We start from the raw sequence: 20,467 nt of genomic DNA on the forward strand, positions 1-20,467 counted from the left end.
AAATGCACCTGGGAGCTGCCGCGCCGAATACTCGGATCCAGAGTAGGGTAGGCGCAGCCGAAATGCCCACGTTACGGGTTTTTGAGTTGGGAGACTTCCGAGTCACCAAGCAGAGTGGAACCGCGATTAATCACGCCTCTGCAGCCATACGGCTGCGGGGGCTTTTTATTATACGCAGGAGTATGATTTCCTACAAAAGAAGGTGAGAGCATGTGGCGAACGATCAAATCTGATATTTCCGCCGTATTCGATAACGACCCGGCTGCACGCAGCTGGTTTGAGGTTGTGTTTACTTACTCTGGCCTTCACGCCATATGGGCACATCGAGTCGGTCATTGGTTTTATAAAAGAAAGATGTTCACGATTGCCCGTGTTGTTTCCCAGTGGAGCCGTTTCATGACAGGCATCGAGATTCATCCAGGTGCTACGATTGGGCAAAGATTGTTTATTGACCATGGGATGGGTGTCGTCATTGGGGAAACCTGTGAGATTGGCGACGATGTTATCTTGTATCAAGGGGTCACACTGGGGGGAACAGGGAAAGAGAAAGGTAAGAGACACCCGACTATTGGCAATAATGTAGTTATTGGTTCGGGTGCCAAGATTTTGGGCTCCTTCCTTGTTGGCGAGAATTCACGGATTGGCTCCAATGCGGTGGTTATTCAAGAGGTTCCTTCGAACAGTACCGTTGTAACGATGCCGGCTAAGCTTGTGAAGCGGGATGGTGTACGTGTGAACCGGTTGGACCATGGCAATTTGCCGGATCCCATTATTGATATATTCCAGGAAATGCAGCAGCAAATTAATGAATTGCGAAGACAGCTAGAACTAGAACGGGTTAAGAATGGAGGAGCGAGAGAACATGACGCTCAGAATGTATAATACGTTAACACGCAAGAAGGAAGAGTTTGTACCTTTAGAACCAGGTAAGGTAAAGATGTATGTCTGCGGCCCGACCGTATACAATTATATCCATATCGGAAATGGCAGACCGGTTATTTTCTTTGATGTCGTACGCCGCTTTTTAGAGTCTCAGAACTATGAAGTCACTTATATTACAAACTTTACCGATGTGGATGATAAAATGATTCGTAAAGCTGAGGAAATGGCTGTTACCGTTCCGGAGCTGGCTGAAACTTTTATTGCCGCCTTCTTGGAGGATATCCAAACTCTTGGGGTGCATGAGGCTACTTTGAATCCCCGTGTAACGGACAATATTCAGGAAATCATTGAATTCATCGCTGCTTTGGTTGAAAAAGGCTACGCCTACGAAGCCCGCGGCGACGTTTATTACCGGACGACGAAATTCGCCGAATACGGCAAGCTTTCACATCAAAATCTGGAAGAACTCCAATACGGCATTCGCATTGAAGTGGATGACCGCAAAGAGAATCCGCAGGATTTTGTTCTTTGGAAAGCGGCGAAACCGGGAGAGATCTATTGGGATAGCCCTTGGGGCCAAGGCCGTCCGGGCTGGCACATTGAGTGCTCCGCTATGGTGCGCAAATATCTGGGTGAAACGATTGATATTCACGGCGGCGGTCAAGATCTGACGTTCCCGCATCATGAGTGCGAAATCGCGCAAACCGAAGCGGTGACTGGCCATCCAATGGCCAATTACTGGTTGCACAATGCCTTTCTTAACATTGATAACGAAAAAATGTCCAAATCGCTGGGGAATGGCATTCTCATCCGCGATCTTGTGAAACAAATCAAACCGGAAGTTTTCCGTTTCTTTATGTTATCCGCTCACTACCGCAATCCGCTGAACTTCAGCGATGAGAGTCTCAAGCAAGCGGCCAATGCGTTGGAGCGCATTCAAAATGCAAATGATAACCTGAAGCATCGTCAGGCCACAGCTTCAGTAACAGGCGAGATCGAAGCTGCTCTTACGGAGCGTGTAGCAGCAATCGCCGCTCAGTTCGTCGAGAAGATGAACGACGACTTCAATACCCCGGATGCGATCACGGCGGTGTTCGATCTCGTTGCAGAAGCGAACCTGTACTTGCAGCAGGAGCGGGTGAATGCTGCCGCTTTGCAATTGTTCTTGGATCAGCTGCAAGTTTTTGATCAAACGTTGGGAATTTTGTCGAAAAAGGCTGACGAATTGTTGGACGAAGAGATTGAGCAGCTGATTGTCGACCGGACGGAAGCGAGGAAGTCGAAGAACTGGGCGCGTGCGGATGAAATCCGCGATCTGCTCACAGAGAAAGGAATATTCCTTGAGGATACACCGCAGGGAATTCGTTGGCGCCGCAAATGAGTGAGACTTTTACTGATGCTACGAATCTGTTCGTTTTTCCGCCGTCCAAGAGTCCTCATTTGCTGAATCCTCTTGTGCTTGCCTATATTGGGGATGCGGTCTATGAGGTCTATATTCGGCAATATGTGATTTCTGGCGGAAACCATCGGCCTAATCATTTGCACAAAGCAGCCACCGGCTATGTATCGGCTAAGGCGCAATCCAAGGTGTTGGATGCGCTGATGCCGATGCTGACGGAAGAAGAAATTGACATGGTAAAGCGCGGACGCAATGCCAAATCAGGAACGACAGCCAAGAACGCGGATGTGCTTGAATACCGGCACAGCACCGCGTTTGAGTGCTTAATTGGATACTTGTATTACAAGCAATCTTTTGAGCGGTTGAAGGAAATATTGGATTTTGTTCTGGCTCACAAGAATAAAGCTTAGTCCATTGCGGATGTAAGTTATGTTAAACGAGGAATTTTTAGGAGGAAGCAAGAGATGGATGAGGAATATATTGGCGGGAAGCACTCCGTAATGGAGGCGATCCGTGCCGGTCGAACAATTAACAAAATTTGGATTGCTGAGAATGCACAGAAGCAATTCGCAGGCCCGATTGTAGCGGAGGCCAAAAATTTAGGGATTCTTGTACAATTTACAGATAAGCGTAAGCTTGATCAAATGGTAGAAGGGCTTCAGCACCAAGGGGTTATAGCGCAAGTAGCAGCCTATGAATACGTAGAAGTAGAGGATATTCTTGCTAAAGCCAAAGCGCTTGGCCAGGATCCTTTTATCCTTATTCTTGATGAAATTGAAGACCCGCACAACCTGGGTTCGATCCTGCGAACAGCGGATTGCACGGGAGTTCATGGTGTCATTATTCCCAAAAGACGCTCTGTAGGGCTAACAGCAACGGTTTCCAAGACATCTGCGGGAGCGGTAGAGTATGTTCCTGTTGCTCGAGTAACGAATATCTCGCAGACCATCGAACAACTCAAAGAGCAAGGAGTTTGGGTCGCGGGAACAGATGTGACGGCAGCACAAGATGTATATAAAGCGAATTTCAGTATGCCCATAGCTCTTGTCATCGGCAATGAAGGTAAAGGTGTTGGAAGGCTGATTAAAGAGAGATGTGACTTCCTGGTTAAGCTACCGATGGCGGGACACGTGAACTCTCTGAATGCCTCTGTAGCCGCGGGTGTATTGATGTATGAAGTGGTTCGCCAACGAACTAAGAGTTAAAGCAGATGGAAGAGTTTCTAATCGTAGACGGCTACAATATCATAGGGGCATGGCCTGAACTGAATAAGCTGAAGGATACCGACTTGGAAGGGGCCCGCGATAAGTTAATTCATATGTTGGCTGAATACCAATCGTACTCAGGTATGAAGGTATACCTGGTTTTTGATGCTTACATGGTACCTGGACTTGGGAAGAAGTATGTACAGAGCAAGTTGAACGTCCTCTACACCAAAGAGAAGGAAACCGCGGATGAACGGATCGAACGATTGGTTACGAATCTGATGGGAAGACGTAAGCAAATCTATGTGGCCACCTCCGATATGATTGAGCAGCATGTTATTTTCGGTAAAGGAGCTCTTCGATTGCCGGCTGGTGAACTTCTCATCAAAATCAAACAGAATCGCAAAGAAGTTCGAGATCGCATTCAACCGGAGACGACAGCGAAACGCAATCCGTTTGAAGGCAAATTGAGCAACGAGTTAAAGGCGCAGTTCGAACGCTGGCGAAGAGGGGAGTAATCCTCCAAATGCTAGAAATGGTGGGGGTCCCCGTTGACGGTGTGAGATTTCATCATGTATACTTAACCTAAACTTTTAATGTGAATCTGGGTAGTCCTGCAGGCCGGAGGGATTGTTGGTGAGTGTCGACCTCAAAGAACTGAGAATGTATGATTATGACCTCAAGCCAGATGAAGACATTGTCGAGGCAGTCCGTGAAGGCAGTAGCGAAGCGTTGGAATATCTTATCAACAAATATAAGAATTTCGTGCGTGCCAAAGCACGTTCTTATTTTTTGATAGGTGCAGACCGAGAAGATATTGTGCAGGAAGGAATGATAGGTTTATATAAATCTATCCGCGACTTCCGAGGAGACAAGCTTGCTTCTTTTAAAGCCTTTGCTGAACTGTGCATTACCCGACAGATCATCACGGCGATTAAGACAGCAACACGTCAGAAGCACATTCCTCTTAATTCCTACGTGTCACTGGACAAGCCTATCTATGATGAAGATTCTGATCGTACGCTGCTTGACGTCATCAGCGGTTCCAGGGTCACAGATCCTGAGGAGCTTGTGATTAATCAAGAAGAATTTACGGGACTTGAAGATAAAATGGGAGAGATATTGAGTGACTTGGAGCGTAGGGTTCTTATGCTCTATCTCGATGGGAGATCTTACCAAGAAATTGCGGTAGACCTGGATCGTCATGTCAAGTCGATTGACAATGCTCTTCAACGTGTGAAACGCAAGCTTGAACGCTATTTGGAAGTTAGAGATTTGTAGAATGTGCCCGCGCTGCCTTGCTTGGTCTTGGCAGCGCGGGCCTTTTATTTGTACGAGGTTTATTATCATACCGGAGCGTCTATACTGATATTACTCTTGCAATTGTGAGACTTCTGCCTTGACACTCTGTAACTGGTTGTGATAAAGTATTTCAGGTAGCCCTAAAAGTCGCTTTCTTTTTGACGCGCTTCGAAGGGCTTTAATTAGAACGTGTCTGTAGGAGGTGTACATCATGCGGGTCATCATCACATTAGCGTGCACAAATTGCAAACAAAGAAACTATGCATCCACTAAAAATAAGCGCAACAATCCCGACCGTATTGAGTTGAAGAAATATTGCAAATTTTGCAATGAACATACTGCTCATCGCGAGACTAGGTAGTTCTTTGGAGGTGTAGTTTGTGGGGTTCTTGGCTAGAATGAGACAAAGCTTCGGATCCACTTTTTCCTTCTTCACCGACAGTTGGACAGAACTCAAAAAGGTCAAGTGGCCAAGTCGCAAAGAGATGATTACCTATACGCTTGTTGTGTTGGGTACTGTAGCTTTTGTTGCTATTTATTTTTTTGTGCTGGATCTTGGAATTTCTGAGTTGCTGCGCCTTGTTTTTAAATAAACAGGACTATAGGTGAATTTATTCATGGAAAAAAGATGGTACGTCGTACATACCTATTCAGGGTATGAGAACAAAGTGAAAGCCAACCTGGAGAAACGTGTTGAATCCATGGAAATGACGGACAAGATCTTCCGTGTGCTTGTGCCTATGGAAGAGGAACTGGTGAATAAAGACGGCAAGAAAAAAGTCGTCATGCGTAAAGTTTATCCAGGGTATGTTCTCGTAGAAATGATTCAGACGGACGATTCTTGGTACGTAGTTCGTAATACGCCAGGAGTTACCGGATTCGTAGGCTCTACGGGATCCGGCTCTAAACCGACTGCATTATTACCTGAGGAAGTTGAATCTATTTTGAAGCATATGGGAATGGAAGAGCCGAAGGCGAAGATCGACTTCGAACTCAAAGAGACCGTACGCGTCAAGGTGGGACCTTTCGCAAACTTTGTCGGATCTGTTGAGGAAATTGTGGCTGACAAGGGTAAACTTAAGGTGCATGTCAACATGTTTGGTAGGGAAACCCCGCTTGAGCTCGATTTCGACCAAGTGGAAAAGCTATAACACAAGACAACCAAGGGTTTCTGCCAGGTCTATTCCTCGGGATAGACCTTCGTTAGTGGGATCTATATTATAAACAGGAGGTGTCTATCATGGCAAAAAAGGTTATTAAAATCGTGAAGCTTCAAGTTCAAGCTGCGAAAGCAAATCCAGCACCACCGATCGGTCCAGCATTGGGTCAAGCAGGTGTGAACATCATGGCTTTCTGTAAAGAGTTTAACGCTCGTACTGCTGATCAAGTAGGCCTTATCATTCCGGTTGAGATCACAGTATTCGAGGATCGTTCCTTTACATTCATCACTAAAACGCCTCCGGCTGCAGTTCTTCTTCGCGTCGTTGCTGGTATCGAAAAAGGATCCGGTGAACCAAACAAAAAGAAAGTTGCAACTGTGAAACGTGCAAAAGTTCGTGAAATCGCAGAACAAAAAATGCCTGACCTGAATGCTGCATCCGTTGAGGCTGCTATGCGTATGGTTGAAGGTACAGCTCGCAGCATGGGAATCACTATCGAAGATTAATTCCGCAAGGAATGCGGCTGTGTAAACCGCGGTTTACGTAGAAGTTTTCTTGGAAAACTTTGAGGTCGCTCGGTGGGAGGATTATCCGCTAATACCACTAAGGAGGATATACATTATGCCTAAACACGGTAAGAAATACCGCGAAGTATCTCAGCTTGTAAATGCTGAAACTTTGTACGATCCGTCAGAAGCAATCGAGCTTGTTAAGAAAACAGCTCCTGCTAAATTTGATGAAACTGTAGATGTTGCAGTTCGTCTGGGTGTAGACCCAAGAAAACAAGATCAGGCTGTTCGTGGTGTTGTAGTACTTCCACACGGTACTGGTAAAACGAAACGTGTACTTGTATTTGCTAAAGGCGAGAAAGCGAAAGAAGCTGAAGCAGCTGGTGCAGATTTTGTTGGTGATGCTGACATGATCAACAAAATTCAACAAGGTTGGTTCGAATTCGACGTTTGCGTAGCTACTCCAGACATGATGAGCGAAGTTGGTAAACTGGGTCGTATCCTCGGGGGTAAAGGTTTAATGCCAAACCCTAAAGCAGGAACAGTTACTTTCGACGTTACCAAAGCTGTACAGGAGATCAAAGCTGGTAAAATCGAGTACCGTCTTGACAAAGCAGGACAAATTCATGCTCCACTTGGTAAAGTATCTTTCGATGCAGACAAGTTGAACGAAAACTTCAAAGCATTGGTTGATGCGCTTGTAAGAGCGAAACCAGCAGCTGCTAAAGGTGTTTACCTGAAAAACATTGCTGTATCCTCCACAATGGGACCAAGTGTTAGAGTAAACGTAAGCTCCTTCAGATAAGTAATAGCTTCCAGTTGACTTCGGTAGCTGGGCGTGATACTCTATCAAAGGTCATAAAAATGAATATGCAAACCGTAGACAGTAGGTGCCTTGTGCTTAATTTCCTACCGAGGTGTTATGATATATATAGCGATTTCTTTGTACATCAGGGAAAAAGTGAACACATCATGCCTTCGTAGCGTCTACGAAGGCATTTCTTATTGTTATAAGGAATGCTGATGCTCCTACAGTTTGTGATATTGAATCATAAATGCATAAGAAGTGAGGTGTACTATGGCAAACGCGAAAATTCTTGCAGAGAAACAACAAGCTGTAGCTGAAGTAACTGAAAAGTTCAAAGCTAGTGCTTCTACAATCATCGCTGACTACCGCGGTTTGAACGTAGCTCAAGTAACTCAGCTGCGTAAAACCCTGCGCGAAGCTGGTATTGAATTCGTAGTTCTCAAGAACTCGTTGGCTAGACGCGCATCGGCAAATGCTGAACTAAGTGAATTGGATGAGTACCTAACAGGTCCTACTGCCATTGCTTTCAGCAAAGACGATCTAGTTGCTCCAGCGAAAATCTTGACTGAATTTGCGAAAAAGAATGATCAATTGAGCGTAAAAGGTGGCGTGGTCGAAGGCCGCGTAGTTGGATACGATCAAATTAAAGCACTTGCTGAACTTCCATCCAGAGATGGTCTTCTCTCCATGTTGCTTAGCGTTCTTCAAGCTCCTGTTCGTAACTTTGCACTTGCTGTTAAAGCAGTTGCTGAGAAAAAAGAAGCTGAAGGTCAAGCTTAATTTCAGTGTACGAAGTGTTTTACAACAACAAACTAATTTATTAATGATAATGGAGGTTTAACCATGAGCACAAATGCAACGATCCTAGAAGCAATCAAAGGCATGACAATCTTGGAATTGAACGACCTGGTTAAAGCAATTGAAGAAGAGTTTGGCGTAACAGCAGCAGCTCCAGTAGCAGCTGGCGGTGGCGCAGCAGTAGCAGTTGAAGAAGCTCAAACTGAGTTTGATGTTATCTTGACTAGCGCTGGTGCTTCCAAAATTAACGTAATTAAAGTAGTTCGCGAAATCACAGGTCTTGGCCTGAAAGAAGCGAAAGACCTAGTTGACGGCGCTCCAAAACCAGTAAAAGAAAAAGTAAGCTCCGAAGAAGCAGAAGCTGTTAAAGCTAAGCTTACAGAAGCTGGCGCATCTGTAGAAGTTAAGTAATTTCTTTTCAGGAAACCTCTTGAAGCTTGCCTTCAAGAGGTTTTTTTACCTAAGCTTTTACCCTTAGGAAAGCCTTAGGAACGCTCGCAGTTATTTGATTTTCCTATTGGTAAAAATGAGGAGGGAATCTTAACGTGTCAGAGCATTATTATACGCAGCGTCCTACAGTTAAGCATGATGTCAATGTAGCGCAAGAGGAACTGCGTGGCAGAAAGTACACATTCCTGACGGATGCTGGCGTTTTTTCGAAAAAAGGTGTGGATTATGGAAGTAAGCACTTGATTGAAACGATGCAGTTGAAAGAGGATGCGAAAGTACTTGATGTCGGTTGCGGTTATGGTCCGATTGGTTTATCGGCAGCGGTGATGTGTCCGAAGGGGCATGTGACAATGGTCGACATTAATGAACGGGCTATTGAGCTAAGTACTGAAAATGCGCGGCGCAATGGAATTACGAACGTGTCGATCCTACAGAGCGATCTTCTGGAGCAGGTGAAAGATCAGCGTTTTGACGTCGTGCTCACCAATCCTCCGATTCGTGCCGGGAAGGAAGTTGTGCATCGCATTTTTACAGATGCCTATGATTGTTTGGTTGACGGTGGATCGATATGGGTTGTCATTCAGAAAAAACAAGGCGCGCCTTCAGCTATGAAGAAACTTGAGTCTATCTACAGCGAAGTTGTTGAAGTGTCCAAGGACAAAGGGTACAAAATACTCAAGGCAACAAAGTAAGGCCCCATTATTTTGTAAATGGAAGTCTTATCTGACAATCGTGGAAATTAGTTTGACTTGATATTTCATATGTGGTATTATTAAAAAATGTCAGTATTAAGATGGGACACATGTCTTTAGTTAACAAAAATGTCAAGTCTTTTTTTCCTCCAGGATGAATAAAATTTGAACTTGTAACGTATAATGTTTGAATTTTAGGAAACTCTAACAGGATGGGAAGAAATATTTGGAAAGTCTTATTGATTACAGGGAAAAATCTTCATCCATACAGTCGCTTAATTCGGACGGGCTCCAATAACGGAGGCGTCCTGAGTGTACGTCGGTCGAAGTTTTTCTTCTTCTTTTTATTTATTGAGTAGAGTTGAGGGGTGAATGAAAGTTGGCGGGACATCTTGTTCAATTTGGACGACGTAAACGCAGGACTTATGCACGAATTAATGAGGTGCTGGGCATTCCAAACCTGATTGAAATCCAGCAAAAATCGTATGAGTGGTTTTTGGAAGAGGGATTACGTGAGATGTTTCAGGATATCTCTCCGATTCAAGATTTCACAGGTAACCTAGTACTGGAGTTTATTGACTATAGCTTAGGCGATCCTAAGTATTCGGTTGATGAATCCAAAGAACGCGACGTAACCTATGCGGCGCCGTTAAGAGTCAAAGTCCGTTTGATTAATAAGGAAACCGGCGAGGTCAAGGAACAGGAAGTGTTCATGGGGGATTTCCCTATTATGACCGATACGGGAACGTTCATTATTAACGGTGCGGAGCGTGTAATCGTCTCCCAGCTCGTTCGTTCCCCCAGTGTTTATTATAGCACGAAAGTGGATAAAAACGGCAAAAAAACTTACACGGCAACGGTTATTCCGAACCGTGGGGCTTGGTTGGAGCTTGAGACGGATGCGAAGGACATTATCTATGTTCGTATCGATCGCACGCGCAAAATTCCAGTTACGGTATTGCTTCGTTCTTTAGGATTTGGCACAGATGCAGAGATTTTGGATTTGCTTGGTGACAATGAATATATCCGTAATACGCTCGATAAAGATAACACGGATTCTACGGAAAAAGCGTTAATCGAAATCTATGAGCGTCTTCGTCCGGGTGAGCCGCCTACGCTTGATAATGCAAGAAGCTTGATCGTTGCTCGTTTCTTTGATCCGAAGCGTTATGATTTGGCTAACGTAGGTCGTTACAAAATCAACAAGAAATTACACATCAAAAATAGATTGTTCAATCAACGTCTGGCTGAAACTTTGGTAGATTCCGAAACGGGAGAAATCATCGCCGAAGCAGGGCAATTGCTGGATCGTCGTGTATTAGACGAAATCCTTCCTTTTATCGAAAAAGGAGCAGGCTACAAAGAGTTTTCCATTCCAAAAGGTGTAACTGGCGCGGATACAATCCCTGTTCAGTGCATTAATGTGTACTCACCTACAGAAGAAGGCAAGGTTGTTAAAGTAATCTCTAACGGGGTTATCGACAAACAAGTTAAAAACATCACGCCTGCCGATATCATTTCATCCATTAACTATTTCATCAACTTGCTGCATGGGATCGGGAATACGGATGATATTGACCACTTAGGTAACCGTAGACTTCGTTCCGTTGGTGAATTGCTGCAGAACCAATTCCGTATCGGTTTATCCCGTATGGAACGTGTTGTTCGCGAACGTATGTCCATTCAAGACGCGAATGTTATTACGCCACAAGCTTTGATCAATATTCGACCAGTTATTGCGTCGATCAAAGAGTTCTTTGGTAGTTCTCAGCTTTCTCAATTTATGGACCAAACGAACCCGCTTGCTGAGCTTACGCACAAAAGACGTCTATCTGCACTCGGACCGGGCGGTTTGACGAGAGAGCGCGCAGGGATGGAAGTTCGTGACGTGCATCACTCTCACTATGGCCGTATGTGTCCAATTGAGACTCCAGAGGGACCGAACATTGGTTTGATCAACTCCTTGTCAACGTTTGCCCGTATTAATGAGTATGGCTTCATTGAAGCTCCATACCGTTGGGTAGATCCGAAGACGGGAACTGTTACTGACCAAATCGCTTACCTGACTGCGGACGAAGAAGATAACTACGTTATCGCGCAAGCGAACGCACAGTTGACGGAAGATAACAAGTTCGTTGATTCAGCGATTATCGTTCGTTACAAGGATGATAACTTAACGCTGCCGGTTGAACGTGTCGACTATATGGACGTTTCTCCGAAGCAAGTTGTATCCGTTGCGACTGCGTTAATTCCGTTCCTTGAAAACGATGACTCCAACCGTGCGTTGATGGGTTCGAACATGCAGCGTCAAGCGGTACCGCTTTTGATTCCAAAAGCACCTCTTGTTGGTACAGGTATGGAGCACAAAGTCGCTAAGGACTCGGGAGTATGTATTGTCTCCAAATTTGATGGAATTATTGAGAAAGCTGCTGCAAATGAAATTTGGCTGCGCCGCCAGGAAATGGTAGACGGCAAATTGGTCAGCGGCAACATCGTCAAATATAAGCTTCACAAATTCATGCGTTCCAACCAAGGTACGTGCATTAATCAACGCCCGATCGTGAAGAAGGGTCAATTGATTAAAGCTGGAGATATACTTGCTGATGGACCATCGACTGAGCAAGGCGAATTGGCTTTGGGTCGTAACGTTGTCGTTGCCTTCATGACTTGGGAAGGTTACAACTACGAGGATGCGATCTTGTTAAGCCAAAAGCTTGTGAAAGAAGATGTATACACATCTATTCACATTGAGGAATATGAGTCAGAAGCACGTGACACGAAGCTTGGACCTGAAGAGATTACTCGCGATATCCCGAACGTTGGGGAAGATGCACTCAAGAATCTTGACGAGCGCGGAATTATCCGTGTCGGTGCCGAGATCGGCGCAGGCGATATCCTGGTTGGTAAAGTAACACCTAAGGGTGTGACTGAACTTACTGCGGAAGAAAGATTGCTGCATGCGATCTTCGGAGAGAAAGCTCGAGAAGTTCGTGATACATCCCTTCGCGTACCGCATGGTACAGATGGTATCGTTGTTGATGTGAAAGTATTTACTCGTGAGAACGGCGATGAGCTGCCACCAGGCGTGAACCAACTTGTACGTGTCTACATTGCACAAAAACGGAAGATTTCCGAAGGCGACAAAATGGCGGGACGTCATGGTAACAAAGGGGTAGTAGCACGTATTCTCCCTGAAGAAGATATGCCTTTCCTTCCAGATGGTACGCCGGTTGAAGTTGTACTGAATCCACTAGGGGTTCCTTCTCGGATGAACATTGGTCAAGTGCTTGAAGTTCACTTGGGTATGGCCTCCAAGTACCTTGGTATCCACGCAGCAACGCCTGTATTCGACGGAGCGCGTGAGTACGACGTATTTGATGCAATGGAAGAAGCCGGCATGCAACGCAGCGGTAAAACAATTCTGTACGATGGTCGTACAGGGGAATCGTTCGAACGCGAAGTTACAGTTGGCGTCATGTACATGATCAAATTGGCACACATGGTTGATGATAAAATCCATGCCCGTTCCACAGGACCTTACTCCCTTGTTACTCAGCAGCCGCTGGGTGGTAAAGCACAGTTTGGTGGACAACGTTTCGGGGAGATGGAGGTATGGGCGCTTGAAGCATACGGTGCTGCCTATACGCTGCAAGAAATTCTTACTGTGAAATCCGATGACGTCGTAGGCCGTGTGAAAACATACGAGTCCATTGTCAAAGGTGAGAATGTTCCAGAACCGGGCGTTCCGGAATCATTCAAAGTTTTGATCAAAGAGCTTCAAAGCTTGGGTATGGATGTCAAAATCCTTTCCGGCGACGAAGAAGAGATCGAAATGCGAGAAGCCGATGATGACGATGAAGTCACTAGCGATAAATTAAACCTAAATTTAGAGGGCTCTGAATTAGGAGTCAACGAATAAAGAACGCCACAATAGATCGAGATCGATTCACTGCATAGTGGGTTTAAATTCTTAAAGGAGGGTTGCTCCTTGATGGACGTTAACAACTTCGAGTTTATGAAAATCGGTTTGGCATCACCCGATAAAATTCGCTCTTGGTCCCGTGGGGAAGTAAAGAAGCCGGAAACCATTAACTACAGAACTTTAAAGCCTGAGAAAGAAGGTCTTTTCTGTGAAAAGATCTTCGGGCCAACCAAAGATTGGGAATGTCACTGCGGTAAATACAAACGCGTCCGTTACAAGGGCGTCGTTTGTGACCGTTGTGGTGTTGAAGTAACCCGCCAAAAAGTGCGCCGCGAACGTATGGGACACATCGAGCTTGCTGCTCCTGTATCCCATATCTGGTACTTCAAAGGTATCCCAAGCCGCATGGGTCTTGCGTTGGATATGTCTCCAAGATCTTTGGAGGAAATCATCTACTTCGCTTCCTACGTGGTAACTGATCCAGGGGATACACCTTTGGAGAAAAAGCAGTTGCTTTCCGAAAAAGAGTACCGTAGCTACCGTGAGAAGTATGGCTACGCGTTCCAAGCTGGTATGGGTGCTGAAGCCGTTAAAAAGCTTCTGATCGATATCGACATCGAACGTGAAGTAGATACACTCAAAGAAGAATTGAAAACAGCACAAGGCCAACGCCGTAATCGTGCGATCAAGCGCTTGGAAGTTATGGAAGCTTTCCGTAACTCGAAGAACCTTCCAGGTTGGATGATTCTGGATGTACTTCCTGTCATCCCGCCAGAGCTTCGTCCGATGGTACAGCTTGACGGAGGACGCTTTGCGACTTCCGACTTGAATGATCTCTATCGCCGAGTGATCAACCGTAACAACCGTCTCAAAAGATTGCTTGACCTAGGGGCACCGGACATCATCGTTCAAAATGAGAAGCGCATGCTGCAAGAAGCAGTAGATGCTCTAATCGACAACGGTCGTCGCGGCCGTCCGGTAACAGGTCCTGGTAACCGTCCATTGAAATCCCTCAGCCACATGCTGAAAGGTAAACAAGGACGTTTCCGTCAAAACTTGCTCGGTAAACGTGTTGACTACTCCGGTCGTTCCGTTATCGTAGTAGGTCCTAACCTGAAGATGTACCAATGTGGTCTTCCGAAGGAAATGGCGCTTGAATTGTTCAAGCCTTTCGTAATGAAAGAGCTTGTGAATAAAGGTTTGGCCCATAACATTAAGAGTGCGAAACGTAAAGTTGAGCGCGTAAGTCCAGATGTTTGGGATGTTCTAGAAGAAGTCATTAAGGAGCACCCGGTTCTTCTGAACCGTGCCCCCACATTGCATAGACTCGGGATTCAGGCGTTCGAGCCGATACTCGTTGAAGGTCGTGCCATCAAGCTGCATCCGCTCGTATGTACAGCGTATAACGCTGACTTCGACGGTGACCAAATGGCGGTCCACGTACCATTATCATCTGAAGCTCAAGCTGAAGCTCGTTTGCTGATGCTGGCGTCAGGTAACATTTTGAATCCGAAAGACGGTAAACCGGTTGTTACGCCTTCACAGGATATGGTTCTTGGAAGCTTCTACTTAACAACGGATAACAAATTTGCCAAAGGTGCTGGTTCTATCATTAGAACAGTACACGAAGCGATTTCGTCCTACCAATCGGGCAAAATGGCGTTACATGCACGTGTTGCAATTCCGGCTAAAGCGTTGAACAAAGTTAGCTTTACCGAAAAACAACAAAATGCAATGTTGATTACAACTATCGGTAAAATCATTATGAACGAAATCTATCCAAGTGATTTCCCATTCATCAATGAGCCTACCAAAACGAACTTGCTGAATGGTATTCCGGATTCTCACTTTGTGTTTGATAAAGGTGCTGATCTAAGAGCCATCATGCTTGAGCGTCCTGAGAATAAAGCGGTTGGTAAGGAATACCTTGGCTCCATCATTGCTGAGTGCTTCCGTAAATACCACACGACGCAAACATCGATGATCCTTGATAAAATTAAAGAGCTTGGATTCACGTATTCCACTAAAGCGGGTATTACCGTAGCTGTCTCTGACGTTGTTGTTCCGACTGAAAAAGAAGGAATTCTTAAGGATTGCGAAGAGAAAGTACGCGTAGTAACGAACCAATACCGCCGCGGTTTGATTACGGATGAAGAGCGTTATGACCGTGTTATCGCGATCTGGAGTAAAGCGAAGGATGAAATCACAGATATTCTGATGAAATCCCTTGATAAATACAACTCCATTTCTATGATGGTTGAGTCCAAAGCACGGGGTAACAAATCTCAGATTACACAGCTTGGCGGTATGCGTGGTTTGATGGCGAATCCATCCGGTAAAATTATGGAGTTGCCGATTAAATCGAACTTCCGTGAAGGTCTGACAATCTTGGAGTACTTTATCTCCACGCACGGTGCGCGTAAAGGTCTTGCCGATACAGCGCTTCGTACAGCTGACTCGGGCTACTTGACTCGTCGTCTCGTAGACGTAGCACAGGACGTTATCGTTCGTGAAGACGATTGCGGTACGGACAAAGGTTTCATGGTTAGCAAAATCCAAGATGGCAAAGAGGTCATTGAGGATCTCTACGACCGTATTGAAGGGCGCTATGCATTTGAAACTGTTCGTCATCCTCAAACAGGCGAAGTTATCGTTCAACGCAACGAATTGATCGAGTCTGAAATTGCGGATGCGATTATCGATGCTGGCATTGAAAGACTTCAAATTCGTTCTGTTCTTAGCTGCCGTACGAACCACGGCGTTTGTAAGAAATGTTATGGACGCAACTTGGCGACTGGCCAATTCGTTGAGATCGGTGAGGCTGTTGGTATTATTGCCGCTCAATCCATCGGTGAGCCAGGAACACAGTTGACAATGCGTACGTTCCATACCGGTGGTGTTGCCGGAGACGATATTACGCAAGGTTTGCCGCGTATTCAAGAGCTTTTCGAAGCTCGGAATCCGAAAGGTCAAGCGATCATTTCCGAAATCGACGGTGTCGTCAAAGAAATCCGCGAAGCCAAAGATCGTCGTGAAATTGAAGTCCAAGGTGAAGCGGAATCCAAAGTATATGCAGTTCCTTACGGTTCCCGTGTACGTGTATCCCTGAACCAACAAGTGGAAGCCGGAGACGAGCTGACAGACGGATCAATCGATCCGAAAGAAATGCTTCGCATCAAAGGTATCCGCGGCGTGCAGAACTACATTCTGCAAGAGGTTCAACGTGTTTACCGTAACCAAGGGGTAGAAATTAACGATAAGCATATTGAAGTTATGGTTCGTCAAATGTTGCGTAAAATCCGCATCGTTGATGCTGGAGACACAACTCTGCTTCCAGGTTCCTTCGTAGACATTCATGAATATGAAGCAGCCAACAAAGTAGCCTTGTTCGCCGGCAATGAGCCAGCCGTTGCAAGACCTATCTTGCTCGGTATCACCAAAGCGTCTCTTGAAACTGATTCCTTCTTGTCGGCGGCGTCCTTCCAAGAAACAACGCGTGTCTTGACGGATGCAGCCATCAAAGGTAAGGTCGACCAATTGCTTGGTCTGAAAGAGAACGTTATTATCGGTAAGCTCATTCCTGCAGGAACGGGTATGCCTCGATACCGGAACATCCGTATTACGGATCCTAACGAAGTGATCGTGCAAGATGAGGATCTCGAAAAAGAAACAGTAGCCGTGGAATAACGACTATTTATCTAAGAGGGATGGCCACATGCGCTGTCCCTCTTGGTTTTTCTTGCGAATCTATGATTATGCCAAAAGATAAGAAGTTCTTCCTTGACACTGGAACACCAAAATGCTAATATATCGTAGTGTGCCTAAGTTGATATTCTTTCCTTTCTCTGGAGGGGGTGCCTTATGTCTTATGATAAAGTCAAACAGGCGAAGAATATAAGTGTAGGGACGAAGAAAGTTACTAAGACGGTCGAGCAAGACAGGGCTGTTGAAGTTTTTGTTTCTAAAGATGCAGATCCGCGATTGACGATAAAGCTGGTAGCTCTCTGTAATCAAAAGGGTGTGCCAATAACCTACGTAGATTCTATGAAGATGCTAGGTAAAGCATGTGGAATTGAAGTTGGAGCTGCGGTAGCAGCTGTTGTAAATGAATAAACGCTCAAGACGTTTTTGTTAGTGGGATGGCGTACATAAGTTTTCGTAACTTTTTGCTGCTGCCCTTGGCAAAGACTTTCTCTTTGCTCATTTATGACTCGCCTGGATCTGTGGGCTTGCAAGAAGTTTATCATGTTATGAATGTAGGGAGGAGGTGGCGATATGCCAACAATTAACCAACTAGTACGTAAAGGTCGTCAAGCGAAGGTGGATAAATCTAAATCACCAGCTTTGCAAAAAGGTTTTAACGCTTTGAAAAGAGAAGCAACGGATTTGAGTGCACCTCAAAAACGTGGTGTCTGCACGCGTGTAGGTACTATGACTCCTAAGAAGCCTAACTCCGCACTTCGTAAATATGCTCGTGTTCGTTTAACGAACCGTGTAGAGGTGACAGCATACATTCCAGGTATCGGTCACAACCTGCAAGAGCACAGCGTTGTATTGATCCGTGGAGGTAGAATTAAAGATCTTCCAGGGGTACGTTATCACATCGTGCGTGGCGCGCTGGATACTTCCGGTGTTAACAACCGTAAGCAATCCCGTTCCAAATACGGTACTAAACGTCCGAAAGTTAAAAAATAAGAAATAATAATCAGGGATGATTCTTATAAGAAAGGGGGATAACTATGCCTCGTAAAGGTCCAGTTACTCGCAGAGACGTATTGCCAGATCCGATTTATAATAGCAAACTTGTTACTCGTCTTATCAATCGTATTATGATCGATGGAAAAAGAGGGGTAGCACAGTCCATTCTATATAACGCTTTTAACCTCGTGAAAGATCGTACAGGTAAAGAGCCGATGGAAGTGTTCGAAGCTGCTATCAAAAACATCATGCCAGTTCTTGAAGTTAAAGCTCGCCGTGTAGGTGGAGCGAACTATCAAGTGCCGATCGAAGTTAAACCAGAGCGTCGTACGACACTTGGTTTGCGTTGGTTGGTCAACTATTCCCGTCTTCGCGGTGAGAAGACGATGGAAGAAAGATTGGCTTATGAAATTATCGATGCTAGCAATAGCACAGGTTCTTCCGTTAAGAAACGTGAAGATACACACAAGATGGCTGAAGCTAACAAAGCGTTCGCTCACTATCGTTGGTAGAATAATAAAACAGATTATAGAAAGGAGACATAACGACCTATGGCTAGAGAGTTCTCCTTAGCAAACACGCGTAATATCGGGATCATGGCTCATATTGATGCTGGTAAGACTACTACTACAGAGCGCATTCTGTACTACACTGGTAAAGTTCACAAAATCGGAGAGGTGCACGAAGGTGCTGCTACGATGGACTGGATGGAGCAAGAACAAGAGCGTGGAATCACGATTACTTCCGCCGCTACAACTGCGCAATGGGAAGGTCACCGCATCAATATTATCGATACCCCGGGGCACGTTGACTTTACCGTTGAGGTAGAGCGTTCCCTTCGTGTGTTAGATGGAGCAGTTGGTGTATTTAGTGCGAAAGAGGGCGTTGAGCCTCAATCGGAAACAGTTTGGAGACAAGCTGATAAATACAACGTTCCTCGTATTGCTTACGTAAACAAAATGGATATCATCGGCGCAGACTTCCTGCAAGTAGTTGATTCCATGCGTCAAAAACTTGGTGCAAATGCTGTTGCTATTCAACTTCCAATCGGTGCTGAAAGTGATTTCAAAGGTATCATCGATTTGGTTGAAGAAGTGGCGTATATGTACAAAGACGATCTTGGCAAGGATATCGAGAAAGTCGAAATTCCTGCTGAGTTCAAAGATCAAGTTGCAGAACTTCGTTTGGAACTAATCGAGAAAGTTGCTGAGCTTGATGAAGAGCTTACAATGAAATATCTCGAAGGTGAAGAACTGACTATCGACGAGATCAAAGCAGCTCTACGCAAAGGTGTCTGTGAAGTGAAAATCTTCCCAGTTATCGTAGGGTCTTCTTACAGAAACAAGGGTGTTCAATTGATGTTGGATGCAGTTATTAACTACCTGCCATCCCCACTTGATGTACCTGACATTAAAGGTGTACTTGACGATGGTACTGAAGTGACTCGTAAGTCTGCTGACGATCAACCGTTCTCAGCACTTGCATTCAAAATCATGACAGATCCTTTCGTTGGTCGTCTTACATTCTTCCGTGTGTACTCTGGTACCTTGAACTCCGGTTCCTATGTCGTTAACGCGACTAAAGGCAAACGTGAGCGCGTTGGTCGTATTCTGCAAATGCATGCGAACAGCCGTCAAGAGATCAGCATTGTATATGCTGGTGACATCGCCGCGGCCGTTGGATTGAAAGATACAACGACTGGTGATACACTATGTGATGAGAAAAACCCAGTTATTCTTGAGAAAATGGTCTTCCCTGAACCGGTTATCCAGCTTGCTGTTGAACCGAAGACGAAAGCCGACCAAGACAAAATGGGTATCGCATTGCAAAAGCTTGCTGAAGAAGATCCTACTTTCCGTGCTTCCACAGACGAAGAAACAGGACAAACGATCATCGCAGGTATGGGTGAGCTTCACCTTGAAATCCTCGTTGACCGTATGCTTCGCGAGTTCAAAGTAGAAACCAACGTAGGTAAACCACAAGTTGCTTATCGTGAAACATTCCGCGCTGCGGCTAAAGTTGAAGGTAAATTCGTTCGTCAATCCGGTGGTCGTGGTCAATACGGACATTGTTGGGTTGAGTTCGAACCTCAAGAAGCGGGTGCAGGTTTCATTTTCGAAAGCAAAGTAGTGGGCGGTTCTATTCCAAGAGAATACATCGCACCTATTCAAGCTGGTATCGAAGAGTCCATGAAAAACGGTGTAATCGCAGGATTCCCGCTTGTGGACATTAAAGCTACAGTTGTTGATGGATCTTACCATGATGTTGACTCCAATGAAATGGCGTTCAAAATTGCGGGTTCCATGGCACTTAAGGCTGCGAAAGAAAAATGTAAACCGGTTCTTCTTGAACCAATCATGAAGGTTGAAGTTACTGTGCCAGAAGAGTACATGGGCGATGTTATGGGTGACCTTAACTCCCGTCGTGGACGTATTGAAGGTATGGATAACCGTCATGGCGCTCAAATCATCCGTGCTAAGGTACCTCTTTCCGAAATGTTTGGATATTCCACAACACTTCGTTCGAGAACACAAGGCCGTGGTGTTTACTCCATGGAACTTTCACATTATGAAGAAGTACCTAAGTCCATTGCAGAAGAAATCATTGCAAAAGGCAAAGGCGCTTAATATAAAACTAATAGT

General features: G+C 45.3%; 20 protein-coding genes and 1 other annotated feature. All 20 genes read left to right on the top strand.

Annotated features, from left to right (window positions below; all coding sequences use genetic code 11):
* The first annotated feature begins 210 nt into the window (after positions 1-210).
* The 20 genes from cysE (at position 211) to fusA (ending at position 20,452) form a co-directional block, all read left to right on the top strand.
* Positions 211-882 (top strand): serine O-acetyltransferase, encoded by a 672-nt coding sequence (cysE, locus tag AC3WTJ_RS37115; RefSeq protein ID WP_157326758.1) that lies wholly within the window; start codon positions 211-213, stop codon positions 880-882.
* Positions 863-2,263 (top strand): cysteine--tRNA ligase, encoded by a 1,401-nt coding sequence (gene cysS / locus AC3WTJ_RS37120; protein ID WP_492526760.1) that lies wholly within the window; start codon positions 863-865, stop codon positions 2,261-2,263. The genes cysE and cysS overlap by 20 nt, the downstream gene beginning before the upstream one ends.
* Positions 2,260-2,691 carry a Mini-ribonuclease 3 gene (locus AC3WTJ_RS37125; protein WP_492526762.1) on the top strand — a complete coding sequence of 144 codons (432 nt, stop codon included), beginning with the start codon at positions 2,260-2,262 and terminating at the stop codon, positions 2,689-2,691. The genes cysS and AC3WTJ_RS37125 overlap by 4 nt, the downstream gene beginning before the upstream one ends.
* Before the next feature lie 54 nt (positions 2,692-2,745).
* Positions 2,746-3,486, top strand: coding sequence for a 23S rRNA (guanosine(2251)-2'-O)-methyltransferase RlmB (rlmB, locus tag AC3WTJ_RS37130; protein ID WP_127457554.1), 741 nt, complete (start codon positions 2,746-2,748; stop codon positions 3,484-3,486).
* 5 nt (positions 3,487-3,491) lie between these two features.
* Entirely contained in the window at positions 3,492-4,004 is a 513-nt protein-coding gene (locus AC3WTJ_RS37135; protein ID WP_157326755.1) for an NYN domain-containing protein, read from the top strand.
* Positions 4,005-4,122: 118 nt separating this feature from the next.
* Positions 4,123-4,767, top strand: coding sequence for an RNA polymerase sporulation sigma factor SigH (sigH, locus tag AC3WTJ_RS37140; protein ID WP_028557511.1), 645 nt, complete (start codon positions 4,123-4,125; stop codon positions 4,765-4,767).
* A gap of 232 nt (positions 4,768-4,999) precedes the next feature.
* On the top strand, positions 5,000-5,149 hold the full coding sequence (gene rpmG, locus AC3WTJ_RS37145; RefSeq protein WP_079418041.1) for a 50S ribosomal protein L33: 150 nt from the start codon (positions 5,000-5,002) through the stop codon (positions 5,147-5,149).
* Positions 5,150-5,168: 19 nt separating this feature from the next.
* Complete coding sequence (gene secE / locus AC3WTJ_RS37150) at positions 5,169-5,381, top strand: preprotein translocase subunit SecE (RefSeq protein WP_127457552.1); 213 nt, start codon at positions 5,169-5,171, stop codon at positions 5,379-5,381.
* 24 nt (positions 5,382-5,405) lie between these two features.
* Positions 5,406-5,939: a transcription termination/antitermination protein NusG gene (gene nusG, locus AC3WTJ_RS37155; RefSeq protein ID WP_126144113.1), complete on the top strand. Its 534-nt coding sequence runs from the start codon at positions 5,406-5,408 to the stop codon at positions 5,937-5,939.
* Positions 5,940-6,028: 89 nt separating this feature from the next.
* Complete coding sequence (gene rplK / locus AC3WTJ_RS37160) at positions 6,029-6,454, top strand: 50S ribosomal protein L11 (RefSeq protein ID WP_029196472.1); 426 nt, start codon at positions 6,029-6,031, stop codon at positions 6,452-6,454.
* A 115-nt stretch (positions 6,455-6,569) separates the two neighbouring features.
* Positions 6,570-7,262: a 50S ribosomal protein L1 gene (gene rplA, locus AC3WTJ_RS37165; protein WP_127457551.1), complete on the top strand. Its 693-nt coding sequence runs from the start codon at positions 6,570-6,572 to the stop codon at positions 7,260-7,262.
* Between the two features lie 54 nt (positions 7,263-7,316).
* Positions 7,317-7,470: a sequence feature (ribosomal protein L10 leader region), on the top strand.
* Positions 7,471-7,535: 65 nt separating this feature from the next.
* Entirely contained in the window at positions 7,536-8,045 is a 510-nt protein-coding gene (gene rplJ, locus AC3WTJ_RS37170; RefSeq protein ID WP_127457550.1) for a 50S ribosomal protein L10, read from the top strand.
* Between the two features lie 63 nt (positions 8,046-8,108).
* Positions 8,109-8,474: a 50S ribosomal protein L7/L12 gene (gene rplL / locus AC3WTJ_RS37175; RefSeq protein WP_127457549.1), complete on the top strand. Its 366-nt coding sequence runs from the start codon at positions 8,109-8,111 to the stop codon at positions 8,472-8,474.
* A gap of 134 nt (positions 8,475-8,608) precedes the next feature.
* Positions 8,609-9,205: a class I SAM-dependent methyltransferase gene (locus AC3WTJ_RS37180; RefSeq protein ID WP_492526768.1), complete on the top strand. Its 597-nt coding sequence runs from the start codon at positions 8,609-8,611 to the stop codon at positions 9,203-9,205.
* A gap of 379 nt (positions 9,206-9,584) precedes the next feature.
* Positions 9,585-13,124: a DNA-directed RNA polymerase subunit beta gene (gene rpoB / locus AC3WTJ_RS37185; protein WP_315955994.1), complete on the top strand. Its 3,540-nt coding sequence runs from the start codon at positions 9,585-9,587 to the stop codon at positions 13,122-13,124.
* 69 nt (positions 13,125-13,193) lie between these two features.
* Complete coding sequence (gene rpoC / locus AC3WTJ_RS37190; protein ID WP_492526770.1) at positions 13,194-16,814, top strand: DNA-directed RNA polymerase subunit beta'; 3,621 nt, start codon at positions 13,194-13,196, stop codon at positions 16,812-16,814.
* A gap of 174 nt (positions 16,815-16,988) precedes the next feature.
* Positions 16,989-17,240: a ribosomal L7Ae/L30e/S12e/Gadd45 family protein gene (locus AC3WTJ_RS37195; protein WP_145669483.1), complete on the top strand. Its 252-nt coding sequence runs from the start codon at positions 16,989-16,991 to the stop codon at positions 17,238-17,240.
* Positions 17,241-17,402: 162 nt separating this feature from the next.
* Positions 17,403-17,822 (top strand): 30S ribosomal protein S12, encoded by a 420-nt coding sequence (rpsL, locus tag AC3WTJ_RS37200; RefSeq protein ID WP_028557500.1) that lies wholly within the window; start codon positions 17,403-17,405, stop codon positions 17,820-17,822.
* A 44-nt stretch (positions 17,823-17,866) separates the two neighbouring features.
* Complete coding sequence (gene rpsG / locus AC3WTJ_RS37205) at positions 17,867-18,337, top strand: 30S ribosomal protein S7 (RefSeq protein ID WP_127457544.1); 471 nt, start codon at positions 17,867-17,869, stop codon at positions 18,335-18,337.
* Positions 18,338-18,376: 39 nt separating this feature from the next.
* A complete protein-coding gene (gene fusA, locus AC3WTJ_RS37210) occupies positions 18,377-20,452 on the top strand; it encodes an elongation factor G (protein WP_157326752.1) in 2,076 nt (691 codons plus the stop codon).
* Positions 20,453-20,467 lie beyond the last annotated feature (15 nt).

This window comes from Paenibacillus sp. FW101-FHT12H11 (assembly GCF_058790355.1).

Bases quoted from the DNA above. Each gene is read 5' to 3' on its own strand.
- rplL (WP_127457549.1), top strand. From the start codon at position 8,109: ATGAGCACAAATGCAACGATCCTAGAAGCAATCAAAGGCATGACAATC.
- rplJ (WP_127457550.1), top strand. From the start codon at position 7,536: ATGGCAAACGCGAAAATTCTTGCAGAGAAACAACAAGCTGTAGCTGAA.
- cysE (WP_157326758.1), top strand. From the start codon at position 211: ATGTGGCGAACGATCAAATCTGATATTTCCGCCGTATTCGATAACGAC.
- AC3WTJ_RS37195 (WP_145669483.1), top strand. From the start codon at position 16,989: ATGTCTTATGATAAAGTCAAACAGGCGAAGAATATAAGTGTAGGGACG.
- cysS (WP_492526760.1), top strand. From the start codon at position 863: ATGACGCTCAGAATGTATAATACGTTAACACGCAAGAAGGAAGAGTTT.
- rplA (WP_127457551.1), top strand. From the start codon at position 6,570: ATGCCTAAACACGGTAAGAAATACCGCGAAGTATCTCAGCTTGTAAAT.
- rpsL (WP_028557500.1), top strand. From the start codon at position 17,403: ATGCCAACAATTAACCAACTAGTACGTAAAGGTCGTCAAGCGAAGGTG.
- fusA (WP_157326752.1), top strand. From the start codon at position 18,377: ATGGCTAGAGAGTTCTCCTTAGCAAACACGCGTAATATCGGGATCATG.
- rlmB (WP_127457554.1), top strand. From the start codon at position 2,746: ATGGATGAGGAATATATTGGCGGGAAGCACTCCGTAATGGAGGCGATC.
- rpsG (WP_127457544.1), top strand. From the start codon at position 17,867: ATGCCTCGTAAAGGTCCAGTTACTCGCAGAGACGTATTGCCAGATCCG.
- nusG (WP_126144113.1), top strand. From the start codon at position 5,406: ATGGAAAAAAGATGGTACGTCGTACATACCTATTCAGGGTATGAGAAC.
- AC3WTJ_RS37135 (WP_157326755.1), top strand. From the start codon at position 3,492: ATGGAAGAGTTTCTAATCGTAGACGGCTACAATATCATAGGGGCATGG.
- rpmG (WP_079418041.1), top strand. From the start codon at position 5,000: ATGCGGGTCATCATCACATTAGCGTGCACAAATTGCAAACAAAGAAAC.
- rplK (WP_029196472.1), top strand. From the start codon at position 6,029: ATGGCAAAAAAGGTTATTAAAATCGTGAAGCTTCAAGTTCAAGCTGCG.
- AC3WTJ_RS37125 (WP_492526762.1), top strand. From the start codon at position 2,260: ATGAGTGAGACTTTTACTGATGCTACGAATCTGTTCGTTTTTCCGCCG.